The organism is Pseudomonas sp. REB1044 (assembly GCF_038813925.1).
Taxonomy (GTDB): Bacteria; Pseudomonadota; Gammaproteobacteria; order Pseudomonadales; family Pseudomonadaceae; genus Aquipseudomonas; species Aquipseudomonas boreofloridensis.
Window position 1 is genome coordinate 3,141,832 of record NZ_CP046139.1, and the last position, 15,670, is coordinate 3,157,501.

The 15,670-nt window shown below is 64.7% G+C and carries 15 protein-coding genes; 14 read left to right on the forward strand and 1 reads right to left on the reverse strand.

What is annotated here, in order from left to right; genetic code table 11:
- Positions 1–23: 23 nt before the first annotated feature.
- The 9 genes from GKC70_RS14225 (at position 24) to GKC70_RS14265 (ending at position 8,845) form a co-directional block, all read left to right on the forward strand.
- Positions 24–1,067 (forward strand): LLM class flavin-dependent oxidoreductase, encoded by a 1,044-nt coding sequence (locus GKC70_RS14225; RefSeq protein ID WP_029613157.1) that lies wholly within the window; start codon positions 24–26, stop codon positions 1,065–1,067.
- Between the two features lie 146 nt (positions 1,068–1,213).
- Positions 1,214–1,810, forward strand: a complete 597-nt coding sequence (locus tag GKC70_RS14230; protein ID WP_029613156.1) for an amino acid synthesis family protein — start codon at positions 1,214–1,216, stop codon at positions 1,808–1,810.
- Positions 1,811–1,869: 59 nt separating this feature from the next.
- Positions 1,870–2,703 carry an alpha/beta fold hydrolase gene (locus GKC70_RS14235; protein ID WP_039576986.1) on the forward strand — a complete coding sequence of 278 codons (834 nt, stop codon included), beginning with the start codon at positions 1,870–1,872 and terminating at the stop codon, positions 2,701–2,703.
- Positions 2,700–4,181 carry an aldehyde dehydrogenase gene (locus GKC70_RS14240; protein WP_342649030.1) on the forward strand — a complete coding sequence of 494 codons (1,482 nt, stop codon included), beginning with the start codon at positions 2,700–2,702 and terminating at the stop codon, positions 4,179–4,181. The genes GKC70_RS14235 and GKC70_RS14240 overlap by 4 nt, the downstream gene beginning before the upstream one ends.
- Positions 4,182–4,195: 14 nt before the next feature.
- Positions 4,196–4,681 (forward strand): flavin reductase family protein, encoded by a 486-nt coding sequence (locus GKC70_RS14245; protein ID WP_039576980.1) that lies wholly within the window; start codon positions 4,196–4,198, stop codon positions 4,679–4,681.
- Positions 4,682–4,778: 97 nt separating this feature from the next.
- Positions 4,779–5,168, forward strand: coding sequence for a 4-carboxymuconolactone decarboxylase (pcaC, locus tag GKC70_RS14250; protein WP_317870264.1), 390 nt, complete (start codon positions 4,779–4,781; stop codon positions 5,166–5,168).
- 85 nt (positions 5,169–5,253) lie between these two features.
- Positions 5,254–6,006 carry a GntR family transcriptional regulator gene (locus tag GKC70_RS14255; protein ID WP_342649031.1) on the forward strand — a complete coding sequence of 251 codons (753 nt, stop codon included), beginning with the start codon at positions 5,254–5,256 and terminating at the stop codon, positions 6,004–6,006.
- A gap of 1 nt (position 6,007) precedes the next feature.
- Complete coding sequence (locus GKC70_RS14260) at positions 6,008–6,571, forward strand: NUDIX hydrolase (protein WP_039576977.1); 564 nt, start codon at positions 6,008–6,010, stop codon at positions 6,569–6,571.
- 93 nt (positions 6,572–6,664) lie between these two features.
- Positions 6,665–8,845 carry an ATP-binding protein gene (locus GKC70_RS14265; RefSeq protein WP_342649032.1) on the forward strand — a complete coding sequence of 727 codons (2,181 nt, stop codon included), beginning with the start codon at positions 6,665–6,667 and terminating at the stop codon, positions 8,843–8,845.
- A 26-nt stretch (positions 8,846–8,871) separates the two neighbouring features.
- Here the strand turns inward: GKC70_RS14265 and GKC70_RS14270 are convergent, their stop codons facing one another.
- Positions 8,872–11,082 carry an ATP-binding protein gene (locus tag GKC70_RS14270; RefSeq protein WP_342649033.1) on the reverse strand — a complete coding sequence of 737 codons (2,211 nt, stop codon included), beginning with the start codon at positions 11,080–11,082 and terminating at the stop codon, positions 8,872–8,874.
- 380 nt (positions 11,083–11,462) lie between these two features.
- Between GKC70_RS14270 and GKC70_RS14275 the strand changes: the two genes are divergently transcribed.
- Genes GKC70_RS14275 through GKC70_RS14295 form a run of 5 tightly spaced genes read left to right on the forward strand, consistent with a single transcriptional unit; the run spans position 11,463 to position 15,670 of the window.
- Positions 11,463–12,131: a GntR family transcriptional regulator gene (locus GKC70_RS14275; RefSeq protein WP_342649034.1), complete on the forward strand. Its 669-nt coding sequence runs from the start codon at positions 11,463–11,465 to the stop codon at positions 12,129–12,131.
- Positions 12,132–12,191: 60 nt separating this feature from the next.
- Positions 12,192–13,001, forward strand: coding sequence for an ABC transporter substrate-binding protein (locus GKC70_RS14280; RefSeq protein WP_342649035.1), 810 nt, complete (start codon positions 12,192–12,194; stop codon positions 12,999–13,001).
- A 15-nt stretch (positions 13,002–13,016) separates the two neighbouring features.
- The gene (locus tag GKC70_RS14285) at positions 13,017–13,787 is read left to right on the forward strand and encodes an amino acid ABC transporter permease (RefSeq protein WP_039576963.1); all 771 of its coding nucleotides are present in this window, start codon (positions 13,017–13,019) and stop codon (positions 13,785–13,787) included.
- Position 13,788: 1 nt separating this feature from the next.
- Positions 13,789–14,568, forward strand: coding sequence for an amino acid ABC transporter ATP-binding protein (locus GKC70_RS14290; RefSeq protein WP_116887982.1), 780 nt, complete (start codon positions 13,789–13,791; stop codon positions 14,566–14,568).
- 10 nt (positions 14,569–14,578) lie between these two features.
- Positions 14,579–15,670, forward strand: coding sequence for a polyamine ABC transporter substrate-binding protein (locus GKC70_RS14295; RefSeq protein WP_317870253.1), 1,092 nt, complete (start codon positions 14,579–14,581; stop codon positions 15,668–15,670).

Consider the following 15,670-nt stretch of genomic DNA (forward strand, 5'->3'; position numbering starts at 1 on the left):
CCACTCGCTCCGAGGAAAAACCCATGAAATTTTCGCTGTTCGTGCACATGGAACGTTGGGATGACCAGGTCAGCCACCGCCAGTTGTTCGAGGACCTGACCGAACTGACCCTGATGGCCGAGCGCGGCGGATTCAGCACGGTCTGGATCGGCGAACACCACGCCATGGAATACACCATCTCGCCAAGCCCAATGCCGCTGCTGGCCTACCTGGCCGCCCGCACCGAAACCATTCGCCTGGGCGCCGGCACCATCATCGCGCCGTTCTGGAACCCGATCCGCGTGGCAGGCGAATGCGCCCTGCTCGATGTCATCAGCAACGGCCGCATGGAAGTGGGCCTGGCCCGCGGCGCCTACCAGTTCGAGTTCGACCGCATGGCCGGCGGTATGCCCGCCACCGACGGCGGCAAGGCCCTGCGCGAAATGGTCCCGGCGGTGCGCGCGCTGTGGCAGGGCGACTACGCCCACCAAGGCGAAGTGTACAACTTCCCCACCTCGACCAGCGTGCCCAAGCCGGTACAGGCGGGCATGCCGCCGATGTGGATCGCTGCGCGCGACCCGGACTCGCACAACTTCGCGGTCAAGCATGGCTGCAACGTCATGGTCACCCCATTGATGAAGGGCGACGAGGAAGTGCTGGACCTGAAAAACAAGTTCCAGGCCGCTCTGGATAACAACCCCGAGGTGCCACGCCCGCAACTGATGGTGCTGCGCCACACCCACGTGCACAGCCCGGCCGACCCGGACGGCTGGAAAGTCGGCGCGCAGGCCATCTCGCGCTTTTACCGCACCTTCGACGCCTGGTTCGGCAACAAGACCACGCCGGTCGATGGTTTCCTGGAGCCGAGCCCGGAGTCCAAGTTCGCCGAAGTGCCGGCGTTCGCGCTGGACAACATCCGCAAGAACACCATGATCGGCACCCCCGAAGAAATCATCGCGCGCATCCGCTACTACCAGGCGTTAGGTGTCGATGAGTTCAGCTTCTGGTGCGACAACAGCCTGCCGCACGAAGAAAAGCGCAAGTCGCTGGAGCTGTTCATCAAGGAAGTGGTCCCGGCCTTTGCCTGAGACAGGCCGTCACAAGCGGCAGGTTGATCCCAGCCTGCGTTGACTTGCCGCTTGAAGCTCGCCACTTGGCACTTCCATAATTGGTATTATGGTATACCATAAGACAAAACTAGTTAATCACTGTCTTTCCTCACCAGGAGCCCCCCATGAGTTTCGAAATCCGCAAGATCGTCACCTACTCCGAAGAAACCCGCATCGAAGGCGGAAAGGCCACCGACAAGCCAGTGACCATGGTCGGCCTGGCCGTGGTGATCAAGAACCCATGGGCCGGTCGCGGTTTCGTTGAAGACCTCAAGCCAGAAATCCGTGCCAACTGCTCCGAGCTGGGCGCCCTCATGGTCGAGCGCCTCACGGCAGCCATCGGCGGCGCGGACAAGATCGAAGCCTACGGCAAGGCAGCGGTGGTGGGTGCCGACGGCGAGATCGAGCACGCCTCGGCGGTGATCCACACCCTGCGTTTCGGCAATCACTACCGCGAGGCCGTGCAGGCCAAGAGCTACCTGAGCTTCACAAACAAGCGCGGCGGCCCTGGCACTTCGATCCAGATCCCGATGATGCAAAAGGACGACGAGGGCCTGCGTTCGCACTACATCACCCTGGAAATGCAGATCGAAGACGCCCCGCGCGCCGACGAGATCGTCGTGGTCCTGGGCGCAGCCGACGGCGGCCGCCTGCATCCGCGCATCGGTAACCGCTACATCGACCTGGAAGAACTGGCGGCCGAGAAAGCCAGCGCCCAATAACAACATGCACACCGGCCGCAGCGACGCGTCGACGCTGCGGCCTTCAAGGAGCACCACCCATGATTCAGCCTGTCGCTGAACGTACACCGGCCGGGACCAGCTACCTGAGCCTCGGCCAGGGCCAACCCGTGGTGCTGATCCACGGCGTGGGCCTGAACAAGGAAATGTGGGGCGGACAATTCGTCGGCCTGGCCGCCGATTACCGGGTCATCGCCTACGACATGCTCGGCCATGGCCAGAGCGCTCGCCCCGCTGTCGATACCGACCTGCAAGGCTACGCCGCGCAACTGGTCGAGCTGCTCGACCATCTGCAGATCGCCCAGGCCACCGTGATCGGCTTCTCCATGGGCGGGCTGATCGCTCGCGCCTTCGCCCTGCACTATCCGCAGCGGCTGTCGGCGCTGGTGGTGCTCAACAGCGTGTTCAACCGCAGCCCCGAGCAAAGCGCCGGGGTCATCGCCCGCGCCGCCCAGGCCGCCGAACTGGGCCCGGACGCCAACGTCGATGCGGCGCTGGAGCGCTGGTTCAGCCGTGAATACAAGGCCGCCAATCCGGCCCAGGTCGCGGCCATCCGTCAGGTGCTGGCCGGCAACGACCCGCAGGGCTACCACACCACCTATTCGCTGTTCGCCACCCAGGACATGTACCGCGAAGCCGACCTGGGCAGCATCCAGGTGCCGACGCTGATCGCCACCGGCGAGCTCGACACCGGATCCACCCCGGCCATGACCCGCCAGCTCGCCGCGCGCATTCCCGGCGCCCGCAGCGTGGTGCTGGCCGAGCAACGGCATATGATGCCGGTGGAAGCCCCACGTGACGTCAACCGCATGCTGCTGGACTTCCTGCGCGAAGCGCGCACCCTCACCGAATCCGCCAAGGGGATAGTTGCATGACCCTCGTTCGTTTCCAGATGTGCATCGACGGCCAGTGGCGCGATGCCCAGAGCGGCAAGACCTTCGACAGCCTCGATCCGTCCACCGCCCAGGCTTGGGCGCAATTGCCCGATGCCGACGCGCAGGACGTCGAACTGGCCGTGCAGGCCGCCCAACGCGCCTTCGACAACCCAGCCTGGCGCAGCCTCACCGCCACTGCGCGCGGCAAATTGCTGCGCCGCCTCGGCGACCTGATCGCCGAGAACAAGGAACACCTGGCGCAACTGGAAAGCCGTGACAACGGCAAGCTGATCCGCGAGACCCGCGGCCAGGTCGGCTACCTGCCGGAGTTCTTCCACTACACCGCCGGTCTGGCCGACAAGCTCGAAGGCGGCACCCTGCCGCTGGACAAGCCCGACCTGTTCGCCTACACCGTGCACGAGCCGATCGGCGTGGTAGCGGGCATCATCCCGTGGAACAGCCCGTTGTACTTGACCGCGATCAAGCTGGCCCCGGCACTGGCCGCCGGTAACACCATCGTCCTCAAGCCGTCCGAGCACGCCTCGGCGACCATTCTCGAACTGGCCCGCCTAGCCCTCGAGGCAGGCTTCCCTGCGGGCGTGGTCAACGTGGTGACGGGCTACGGCCCCAGTACCGGTGCCGCCCTCACCCGTCACCCGCTGGTGCGCAAGATCGCCTTCACCGGCGGCGCCGCCACGGCCCGCCATGTGGTGCGCAGCAGTGCCGAAAACTTCGCCAAGCTGTCGCTGGAACTGGGCGGCAAGTCGCCCAACATCATCTTCGCCGACGCCGATCTGGACAGTGCCATCAATGGCGCGGTCGCAGGTATCTACGCCGCCTCCGGACAAAGCTGCGTGGCCGGTTCGCGCCTGCTGGTGCAGGACGAGATCTTCGATGAGTTCGTCGAACGCCTGATCGAGCGCGCCAAGCGTATTCGTATCGGCAACCCGCAGGACGAGGCCAGCGAAATGGGCCCCATGGCCACCGCCCAGCAACTGGCGGTGGTGGAAGGCCTGGTGGCCGCGGCCCAGGCCGAAGGCGCCAAGCTGCGCCTGGGCGGCAAGCGCGCCGAGGTCGAGGGCGACGGCTGGTTCTACGAACCGACCCTGTTCGAATGCGATAGCCATTCGATGACCATCATGCAAGAGGAAGTGTTTGGCCCGGTCGCGGCAGTGATCCGCTTCAAGACCGAGGAACAGGCCCTGGCCATGGCCAACGACTCGCAGTTCGGCCTGGCCGCCGGCATCTGGACCCGCGACCTGGGCCGAGCCCATCGCCTGGCGCGCGACGTGCGCTCGGGCATCATCTGGGTCAACACCTATCGCGCCGTTTCGGCCATGGCGCCGATCGGCGGTTTCAAGAACAGCGGCTACGGCCGTGAGAGCGGCATCGATTCGGTGCTCGCCTATACCGAGCTGAAGACCGTGTGGATCAACTTGTCCACCGCGCCGATGCCCGATCCGTTTGTGATGCGTTGAAGAGGTAGCACGAGATGATCGAACCTGGCATCTACAAAGACGTGATGGGCTCCTTCCCGTCCGGCGTCACCGTGGTCACCACCCTCGATCCGCAGGGCGGTATCGTCGGCATCACCGCCAGCGCCTTCAGTGCGCTGTCGATCGAACCGGCGCTGGTGTTGTTCTGCCCCAACTACGCCTCCGACACCTACCCGATCCTGCGCGACAGCAAGCAGTTCGCCATCCACCTGCTGTCCGCCGAGCAGACGGCCGAGGCCTATGCCTTCGCGGGCAAAGGCAAGGACAAGGCCAAGGGCATCGACTGGCACCTGAGCGAGCTGGGCAACCCGCTGCTGGCCAAGGCCACGGCGATCATCGAGTGCGAGCTGTGGCGCGAGTACGATGGCGGTGATCATGCGATCATCGTCGGCGCCGTGAAGAACCTGGTGCTGCCGGCCGAACCGGTGACGCCAATGCTCTATCACAAGGGCAAGCTCGGCGCGCTGCCGCCGCTGGGCTGAGGACCGGGGTTGAATTCATCGTGCGTGAGCCGACGATGGATTCAACCGAGGCTTCGCGCTCATTTCTTCTTATCGACCTTCTCCAGGAGCCCCGCCGATGAGCAACGAGAAGTACGAAAAAGGCCTGAAGATCCGCACCCAGGTGCTGGGCGAGGCGTACGTCAACCGTTCGATGCAGAACGCCGACGATTTCACCAAGCCGCTGCAGGACCTGGTCACCGAATACTGCTGGGGCCATGTCTGGGGCCGTGACGGCTTGTCGCTCAAAGAGCGCAGCATGATAAACTTGGCGATGATTTCCGCCCTCAACCGGCCCCACGAGCTCAAGCTGCACATCCGCGGCGCTTTGCGTAATGGTCTGAGCCGGGAACAGATTCGTGAAATCCTGCTCCAGGTCGGCATCTATTGCGGCGTACCCGCGGCGGTGGACAGCTTCCGCCTGGCCCGCGAAGCGTTCGCCGAAGCCGACGCGGAGCCCACCCGTTAACAGCGGGCTGTCGAACCACTGCAAGGAGCGTCTGGGTTCGGGGCGCTTCGAGCCTGGCGCAACAGCCACACACAGAGCTCCCCTGATGAAACGCCAGCCACTCGACGACAGCTTCAAGGTCAACCGCAACCCCGTCACGCTCCGCGAAATCGTGCTCGACAAGCTGCGCGCGGCGATCATGAACTTCCACCTGCTGCCCGGCGACCGCCTGGTCGAGCGCGACCTCTGTGACCGCCTGGGCGTCAGCCGCACCTCGGTGCGTGAAGCGCTGCGTCACCTGGAGTCCGAAGGCCTGGTGGAGTTCGCCGACGCCAAGGGCCCGCGAGTGGCAATCATCACCTTGGAGGATGCGCGCGACATCTACGAGCTGCGCTGCGTACTCGAAGGGCTGATCGTCCAACTGTTCACCCTCAACGCCAAGGCCAAGGACATCCGCGCCCTCGAGCGTGCCCTGGAAGTGAACCGTGAAGCGCTGCAAGAAGGCGAACTGCAGCAGGTGCTCGATTCGGTGCAAGGCTTCTACGATGTGCTGCTCGAAGGCTCGGGCAACCACGTCGCCGCCACCCAGTTGCGCCAGTTGCAGGCCCGCATCAGCTACCTGCGCGCCACCTCGGTGTCGCAGCAGAACCGCCGTGGGGCCAGCAACCGGGAGATGGAGAAGATGGTCGAGGCGATCAAGAGCGGCGACCCGAAAGCAGCGCACCAGGCCTCCGTCGATCACGTGCGCGCCGCCGCCAAGGTGGCCCTTGAGTACCTGCGCCAGAAGCAGGACGACAACGCCCAGGTGCGCGACATCGTCGCGCCCTTGGCCCTGAAGGACCCTCGCATAGGCCGCTGACATGCCCAACGCCCCGCGCTACTGCCCGCACTGCACCACGGCACTGGACCGGGGCGTCCCCACCGGCGATACCCATGCTCGCCAGCACTGCCCGGCCTGCGGCTATATCCACTACATCAATCCGAAGATCATCGCCGGCTGCATCATCGAGCGCGACGGTCGCTACCTGCTGTGCCAGCGCGCCATCCCGCCGCGCCCTGGTACCTGGACGCTGCCAGCCGGGTTCATGGAGGCCGGGGAAACCACCGAGCAGGCGGCGCTGCGCGAGGTGTGGGAGGAGACCGGCGTGCGCGCCGACATCGTCTCGCCTTACTCGATCTTCAGCGTGCCGAAGATCAGCGAGGTGTACATCGTCTTCCGCGCCATCGCCACCGAGGAAACCGGCCAATTCGGCCCCGAAACCCTCGACTACCGTTTCTTCGCACCCGAAGACATTCCCTGGGACGAGATCTACTACCCCGCGATCCGGCAGATCCTCGAGCGTTATATCCTCGAACGCCAGGCAGGTGTGTATGGCATTTACATGGGCAATGACGACAGCGGCAAAGTGCACTTCATGCGCTGAGCCGCACTGCACGTCCGATCGGCACAAATCGCTCGCCAGCCAGCCATTCCCGGTGCACCCTATGCGCTCCTGACAAGCGAAGCGGCAATTTTCATGGCGAATTGGCTGGAAGGCGGCGGACACATGGCCGAGCGCATCCGCACCCACGACTGGGCGGCAACGCCGCTTGGCCCCCTGGACACCTGGCCTGATGTCCTCAAGACCACCGTGGCGCTGTGCCTGGGCTCGCGCTTCGCCCAGGCGGTGCTGTGGGGCGACGAGCTGATTACCCTGTACAACGACGCCTTCATCGAAATCCTCGGGGACAAACCCCTGGCACTGGGCCGTCCGTTCAGCCACGTGTGGCAGGAGGCCTGGAGCGAGATCGAAGGCATGGCGCAGCGCGCCCTCGCGGGTCAAGCCGTGTACATCGAAGACTTCCCGTTGGTCATCGAACGCCATGATCGGCCCGAACGCGCCTATTTCACCTTCTGCTACAGCCCGATCCGTGACCAGCACGGTCGCGTGGTCGGCATGCTCGATACGGTCAACGAAACCACCGCCAACGTGGTGGCCAACCAGCGTCTGAAATTTCTCGACGACCTTGGCCGCGCCGTGGCCAACGTCACCGAGCCGGAGTGCATTCTGGCCATCACCACGGCTCGACTGGGCGAGCATCTGAACCTGTCCAGTTGCGCCTACGCGCTCATGGCCCCGGACCAGGATGGCTTCACCGTCTGCGGCGACTGGGTCGCCCCTGGGTTACCGCAATTGCTTGGCCAGTACCGGCTGGCCGACTTCGGGCAGTTGGCCCAGCAGCGCCTGCGCGCCGGTGATGCGCTGGTGATCAACGACCGCGACGCCGAGCTCGACCCTGCCGAAGCCGTGGCTTTCGCCGGCATGGGCGTCAGCGCGACGATCTGCAGGCCGCTGGTCAAGGACGGGCGCCTGACGGCCCTGATGGCCATCAACGACCAGCAGCCCCGGCTGTGGACCGGCTACGAGTACGCGCTGATCAGCGAAGTGACCGAGCGCTCCTGGGCACACATCCAGCGCGTGCAGGCCAGCACCGAGGCGCGCGAGACGCTACAGGCGCTGGAGGTGCTCAACGCCACGCTGGAACAGCGGGTGGAGGAACGCACCGAACAGTTGCTGCACACCGAAGCGCTGCTGCGCCAGACCCAGAAACTCGAAGCCATCGGCCAGCTCACCGGCGGCGTGGCCCACGATTTCAACAACCTGCTGACCATCATCCGCTCTTCCCTGCACTTCCTGCAGCGTCCGGACCTGGACGACAGCCGCCGTCAGCGCTATCTCAAAACCGTGGCCGACACCGTCGATCGCGGCGCCAAGCTCACCGGCCAGTTGCTGGCCTTCGCCCGCCGGCAAGCCCTCAGCCCGCAGGTGTTCGAAGCCGGCCCACGGCTCGAGGCCATGGCCGAAATGCTCGATACCGCGACCGGCGCACGCATCCAGGTCAACCTGGAATTGCCGGACACGCCGTGCCATATCCGTGCCGACCTCGCCCAACTGGAGACGGCTGTGATCAACTTGATGATCAACGGCCGCGATGCCATGAATGGTGAAGGCGTGCTGCGCCTGCGCCTGCAGCCGGATCAGGTGGTGCCGACGCTGCATGGGCAACCGGGCCTGGGTGGAACCTTCGCCGCGATCTCGGTGATCGACAACGGCGTGGGCATCGCCCAGGACCTGCTCGAACGTATTTTCGACCCGTTCTTCACCACCAAGGCCTCCGGTCAGGGCACGGGTCTGGGCCTGTCGCAGGTGTTCGGTTTCGTCAAGCAATCCGGCGGCGACGTGCAGGTCACCAGCGTGCCCGGCCAGGGCACCACCTTTACCCTTTATCTGCCGCAGGAGCGCGCCACCGACGCCCACGCCGCCCCCGAGCCTAGCTCGCCGGTCACCGTGGAGCACGGGCCACGGCGAATACTGGTGGTGGAAGACAACCGCGACCTGGGCAGCTTCACCGCGCAGATTCTCAAGGACCATGGCTACCAAGTCAGTTGGGCCACCTCGGCCGAAGATGCCCTGGCGCAGATGCACATGAACGAAGACCCCTTCGACGTGGTGTTCTCAGATGTGGTGATGCCTGGCATGGGCGGCTTGGCCCTGGCCCGTGAACTGCGTCGCAGCCAACCGCACCTGCCAGTGATCCTGGCTTCCGGATACAGCGATGCAATCGCTGAAGGCGGCCATCAAGGCTTTCCCTTCCTGGCCAAACCTTACTCGGCCGAACAGGTGTGTCAGCTGCTCGACAGCGTCCTGGGCGGCTAGCACCGCCAGGGCGCGCGGACTCGGCGTCAGACCGACGGCACCAACCGCGCCAGGCTACGGGCCAGCTCGCTGCGCCGAAAGGGTTTGCGCAGCACCTCGTACCCGCACAGTTCACGGGGCGTGAGGTTGGCGTAACCGGTGATGATCAGCACGGGCAGTTCGGGCCAATGCACGCGTAAGTGCTTGGCCAGCTCGGTGCCAGTCTGCTCAGGCATCACCTGATCGGTGACCAGCACCTCCAGCGCCAAGCCCTGCTCCAGCAGCGTACGTGCTTCGGCGGCACTGGCGGCCTCGGTAACCTGGTAGCCCAGGTCACGCAATTGCATGGCCGTCACCTGACGCACGATGGCTTCGTCGTCCACCAACAGCACCCGCACCGGCCCTTGAGCGCTGGGCACCTCCTGGGCGTAGTCTTCCCGGCTTGGACGGTAATCGGCACTCACTGGCAACCACAGCGTCGCTACCGTCCCCTTGCCCAGTTGCGAGCGGATGGCGAAGTCGCCGCCGGACTGCAGCGACAGCCCCTGCACCATGGGCAGTCCCAGCCCAGTACCCTTGCCGACGCCCTTGGTGGAATAGAACGGTTCGAAACAGTGGGCCAGCACGTCTTCGCTCATGCCGCAGCCGGTGTCGGCCACCTCCAACCAGATCACCTGGCCTGCCTCCAAGCCTGCCGGACGATCCTCGCGCGCGCTGTCCAGGCCGGCGCTGATCCGCAGGTGCCCACCCTGAGCCATGGCGTCACGGGCGTTGACCACCAGGTTGAGCAGCGCCACCTCCAATTGATGCGGATCGATCACTGCGGCGGGCAGGTCGGCGGCAATGTCGATGTGGATGGCGATGGTCGGCCCCAGCGAACGGCTGATCAGTTCGTGCATGTCGCTGACCAGCGTCGCCAGTGACACCGGTTGCGGCTTGAGGGTCTGGCGCCGGGCAAAACTGAGCAGGCGACCGACCAGGCTGCGGGCGCGGTCCGCCGCCTGCAGCGCACCTTCGATCAGGCGCGCCGAGCGCGCGGTGTCGTCGGGGCGTCGGGCGATCAGCTCCAGCGTAGCGATGATGGGCGTGAGCATGTTGTTGAAGTCATGGGCAATGCCGCCAGTGAGCTGGCCGATGGTTTCCATCTTGCGCGCTTCGTGCAACTGCATGAGGTCCGACTCACGCTCTGCCAGCATGCTGGCGACGCGCTCCTCCAGCGTGGTATTGAGCGTCATCAGTTCCAGCAGCGTGGCTTCCAGGTGCGCGGAACTGGCGTGCAACGCCTGTTGGGCGCGGGCATGGAGGATCGCCGACCAGGCCAGTTGGGCGGCTTCTTCCACCAGGCGACATTGGTCCACGGCGAGTACCTGGGGACGGTCGAAATCCACGCACAGCATCGCCTCCAACACACCCGCACGTAACAACGGCACCTTCAGGCTGGCGCAAGGTTCAGCCGACGCGCCGGCCAGACGATTCCCGAGCAGCGGACGGCCGGTCTGCAAATACGCGTGCACCTGTGCGCCGTGCTCGCTCCAGGCGCCTTCACCGGTCTGAGACGATACGCCGTCGACCCAGTCGCGGGTGACACGATAGCGCTCACCATCGCCCAGGTCCTCGGCCAACCACACCCGTGACGCGCGCAACTCTTCGCCGAGTCTGCGTGTGACGTGAACCTCGATGGCCTCGGCCTCGGCGATCTCCGGCAAGGCCTTGCCCAGCGCCAATAGAAACGCTTGGCGCCGCTCGAACTGCACCCGCTCAGTGGTCTCGGTGACGATGCACAGCACGCCGCCGACACTGCCATTGGCCTCGCGCACCGCCGAATAGGACACATCGAAATACACGGTCTCACCGACGCCGTGACGTTCCAGGTAAAAGGCACGGTCCTTGGCCGAAAACGTCTCGCCGGTCTCGCGCACGTTGCGCAGCAGCGGCTCAAGGTCGTCCCACAGCTCGCGCCAGTGCTCGATGGCCGGGCGGCCCAAGGCATGCGGATGCTTGGCGCCGATGGTCGGGGCGTACGCATCGTTGTACAGCGCCAAGTACTGCGGCCCCCAGAACAGTACGATTTGCGCCTGGGCAGGAAGAATGGTGCCCATCAAGGTTTTCAGGCCCAGCGGCCAGCCCTGCGGATCGCCCAGGGGCGACGTGCTCCAGTCCAGCCGCTGCAGCAACGTGGCGACCGTTCCGCCATCGCGCAGAAAGCCGGGCTCAGGCGAGCGAGTACGGGATGTATCGCTGTCCTTGATTGAGTTCATGTTGGGCGGACCATCAGGGTTTTACGGCATGGTTAGCGGATTCTGAGCGTATGAAATCAGCGACTTGGATACGTTCCCTTGATAGCAACGAAGATTGCTCAGCGGTCGACTTGTCCACGCTCCAGACGTGAACCGCCTCTCAAAAAGCGGTTGATACGGGCGTGGCCAGCGGTAAGCCCCTTTTGTTACCGAACGTTTCCAAACGCCCGCCCACGGGGCACAAAAGTGATACCTGCTCCAACCCAGCGCATCAATTACACCTGCGTCGTTTCAACATTCCTTTGCCATTCAACAGCTTGCTTCCAACACCAAAACTGGCACGCACGGTGCATTACTGCCTACATGGATAATTGGATACAGAAATCCACAAGGAATACGGTATGCATCTGGTCTCGCCCTACCCCCGTCAGCCCGCCACCGCCGAAGAAGAGGCCTACGCCTTTCTGCTCGACGCCATCTGCAAGGGCCGCTACCGCACCGGTGACCGGCTGATCGCCGAAGACATCGCCAATGACATCGGCATGAGCCGCATGCCGGTGCGCGAGGCGTTCCGCCGCCTGGCCGCCGAAGGCCTGGTGAACCTACGGCCGAACCGCGGCGCCATCGTCAGCGGCCTGAACATCGAAGAAATGCGTGAAGTGTTCGAGATGCGCAGCGCCCTCGAAGGCCTGGCCATCCGCCTCGCCGTCGCGCACCTGAACGAACGTCACCTCAATCGCCTGGAGCGGTTGCTCGACGACATGGACGAGTGCCGCGACGACGGCGCCGAATGGATCGGCCGTCACCGCGCCTTTCATCACTACCTGTGCAGCCTGGCCGAGCGCCCGCGCCTTCTGCGCCAGATCAGCGCGTTGTACTCGGTGATCGAGCCGCATCTGCGCCTGTGGCTGCAGCATGTCGACAAACCCTTGAGCGCCCGCGAAGAACACGCCGTCATCCTCGATGCCTTGCGCAGCGGCGACGCCGTCCAGGCCCAGCGCGTGCTCTGCGAACATATCGAGGGCACGGTGCCTTCGCTGCTGGAATTCCTCGAAGCAACGGGCACCTGAGACCCGCACTTCGTCTGTCCCACTGAACTGCCACGGCAACCTCACCTTCTGGAGCTGACCATGTTCGTACGCAGGATCCCGCAGTGCCTCATCGCCCTTTGCCTTGCCGCGCCCCTGGCGCAAGCCGATGCGGTCAAGATTCCCGACCGTCTGCAGCACGCCGACAAACTGGTGTTCTGCGGCGCCATGGACTCGCCGCCGATGGGCTTCTTCGACGCCGCGCAGAAACCGGCCGGGGTCACCGTGGAACTGGGCCAGGCGATTGCCAAACGCCTGGGCGACAAGCCCATCGACTGGCGGGTGACGCCCTTCTCCGGGCTGATTCCGGCGCTGCTGGCCGGGCAGTGCGACATGCTCGCCGACCAGCTGTTCGACAAGCCCGAACGGCGCGAAGTGATCGACATGGTCAACTACATGTATTCCAGCCAGGCCGTGGTGGTCGGCAAGGGCAACCCCAAAGGCATCCATACCCTGGATGACCTCTCCGGCCAGAAAGTCGCGGTGCTCAACGGCTCCACCATCCGCACCCTGCTCGAAGCCCACAACGAAAAGCTCAAGCAGGCCGGCAAAGCGCCCATGCAGGTGGTGGTGTACAACTCCGACACCGACGCCTTCCAAGCCTTACGTATCCAGCAGGCCGATGCCTACGGCACCACCCTGGAAACCGCAGGCTACTACCAGGGCATGGCCCCCGACCTGTTCGAGACCGGCGTGCCGGCCTTCGCCCGCATCCTCACCGGTTTCGGCTTTCGCAAGGACGACCCGCAGGTGAGCGCGGCGGTGACGCAGATCATCAAGGACATGCAGGCCGACGGCAGCTACCAGGCGCTGCTCGCCAAGTGGCACATCGAAGGCGACAAGCTGGACTGACCTGAGGCGACCACGATGAATTTCAATTGGGACGTGTTCTGGCAATACCTGCTGCGACCCAGCGACATCTACCTGTACGGCCTGTGGCTGACCTGCGTGATCGCGGTCAGCGCCATGCTCCTGGGGTGTCTGCTGGGCCTGTTGGCAGCCCTGATGCGGCTGTCGTCCAACCCGCTGCTGCAATATCCGGTGCGCTGCTACGTGTGGCTGATGCGCGGTACGCCACTGCTGGTGCAGATCGTGTTTCTCTACACCGCACTGGCCGCCGGTGGCATCTTCCGCTTCCAGGACCTGGACCTGGGGCTGTTCGTGCTGCCCGGCAACATCCAGGCAGCGATCATCGCCCTGGGCCTGAACGAAGGCGCCTACATGGCCGAGATCATCCGCGCCGGCATCGGCGCGGTAGACAAGGGCCAGTACGAGGCCGGACGCTCGCTGGGCATGACCTTTGCTCGACTGATGCGGCGCATCGTGCTGCCCCAGGCGTTGCGGGTGATCGTGCCGCCGCTGGGCAATGAGTTCAACGTGATGCTCAAGAACACCACGCTGGTCAGCGTGATCGGCGTTCAGGAACTGCTGCTGAGCACACAGATGGTCACCTCCGCGACTTTCCGGGTGTTCGAGCTGTATCTGGTGGTGGCGATCTACTTCCTGGCACTGACCACGCTCTGGGGCCTGTTCCAGCGCTGGCTGGAGAAACGTTTCGGGCGCGCCGACGGCCACGTGGCGTCGGCACCACGACGAATGTTCGGCCTGCAGGCCATGAAACTGCTGAGGGGGCGCTGAGATGACCGGCACACATCACCCGGTGGTGATCCAGGCGAACGACGTGCACAAGTCGTTCGGCGAACTGCAGATCCTCAAGGGCGTGTCCCTGGAGGTGCACAAAGGCGAGGTGGTGGTGCTGATCGGCGCCTCCGGCTCCGGCAAGACCACCTTCATCCGCTGCATCAACCTGCTCGAGGACATCCAGGGCGGCAGCATCCGCGTCAACGGCGAGCTCATGGGCTACCGCGAGCGCCCTGACGGCAAGCGCGTACGTGACTCTGAAAGCAACATCGCCCGCCGCCGTCGCGACATCGGCATGGTGTTCCAGCGCTTCAACCTGTTCCCGCACATGACGGTGCTGGAGAACATCATCGAGGCCCCGACCGGCGTGCTCGGCGTGCCCCGCGCCGAGGCACTGGAGCAGGCCCGAGCGCTGCTGGCCCGGGTGCGCCTGAGCGACAAGGCCGAGCACTACCCTGCGCAGCTTTCAGGCGGGCAGCAGCAGCGCGTCGCCATCGCCCGCGCGCTGGCCATGAAGCCCCAGGCCATGCTGTTCGACGAACCCACAAGCGCCCTCGATCCGGAGACCGTTGGCGAAGTGCTGCAGGTCATGAAGGAGCTGGCCGAGGACGGCATGACCATGGTGGTCGTGACCCACGAGATGGGCTTCGCCCGCGAAGTGGCCGACCGCGTGGTGGTGCTGCACCAGGGCGAGCTGATCGAGCAAGGCCCGCCGGCCCAAGTGTTCGGCAACCCTCACCACCCGCGCACGCGGGAATTTCTCAGCCGCGTCCTGTAGAGGTCGACCCATGCGCACATCCCTGCCGTCCCTCGCCGCACTTGGCCTGTTGGCCTGCGTCAACGCCCAGGCCGACCAGTCACTGGTACGCTTCTACAACTGGTCCGACTACATTGGCCCAGACACCCTCAAGGCGTTCGATCAGGCCAGCGGCATCAAGGTCCAGTACGACGTCTTCGACACCAACGAGATGCTCGAAGCCAAGCTGCTCTCCGGCCACTCCGGCTATGACTTGGTGGTGCCGTCCAGCCAGTTCCTCACCAAGCAGATCAACGCCGGCATCTACCAGCCGCTGGACCGTAGCCAGTTACCCAACTGGAAGCACCTGGACCCGCGACTGATGCAACGCCTTGAGGCCGCCGACCCCGGCAACCGCTTCGCAGTACCCTACATGTGGGGCACCGTGGGCATTGGCTACAACGTCGCCAAGGTCAAGGCCGTACTCGGCGACAACGCGCCGGTGGACTCCTGGGACCTGGTGTTCAAACCGGAAAACCTGGCCAAGCTCCATCAGTGCGGTGTGGCCTTCCTCGATGCGCCGGTGAAGATCATTCCTCAGGCCCTGCACTACCTCGGCCTGGATCCCAACAGCCAGAATCCCGACGATTACCGCAAGGCCTCGGCCCTGTTGCAGAAACTGGCGCCGTCGGTGACCTATTTCCACTCCTCGCGCTACACCACGGACCTGGCCAATGGCGACATCTGCGTGGCGATCGGCTACTCGGGCGATGTCATGCAGGCGCAGAGCCACGCCAAGGAAGCCGGCAAGGCCATCGACATCCGCTACTCGATCCCCAAGGAGGGCGCCAACCTGTGGTTCGACATGCTCGCTATCCCGCGTGACGCGCAGAACCCCAAGGGCGCCTTGGCGCTGATCGACTACCTGCTGCGCCCCGAGGTGATCGCCAAGGTCAGCGACTACGTCGGTTATGCCAACCCCAACCGTGACGCCACCGCCCTGCTCGACCCCAAGGTACGCGACAACCCCGGCATCTACCCCAGCGACGCGGTGATCGAAAAACTGTTCGTCTCCGCCGACCTGCCGCCGAAGATCCAGCGCGTGATGACCCGCGAATGGACCCGGATCAAGACTGGCCAATGA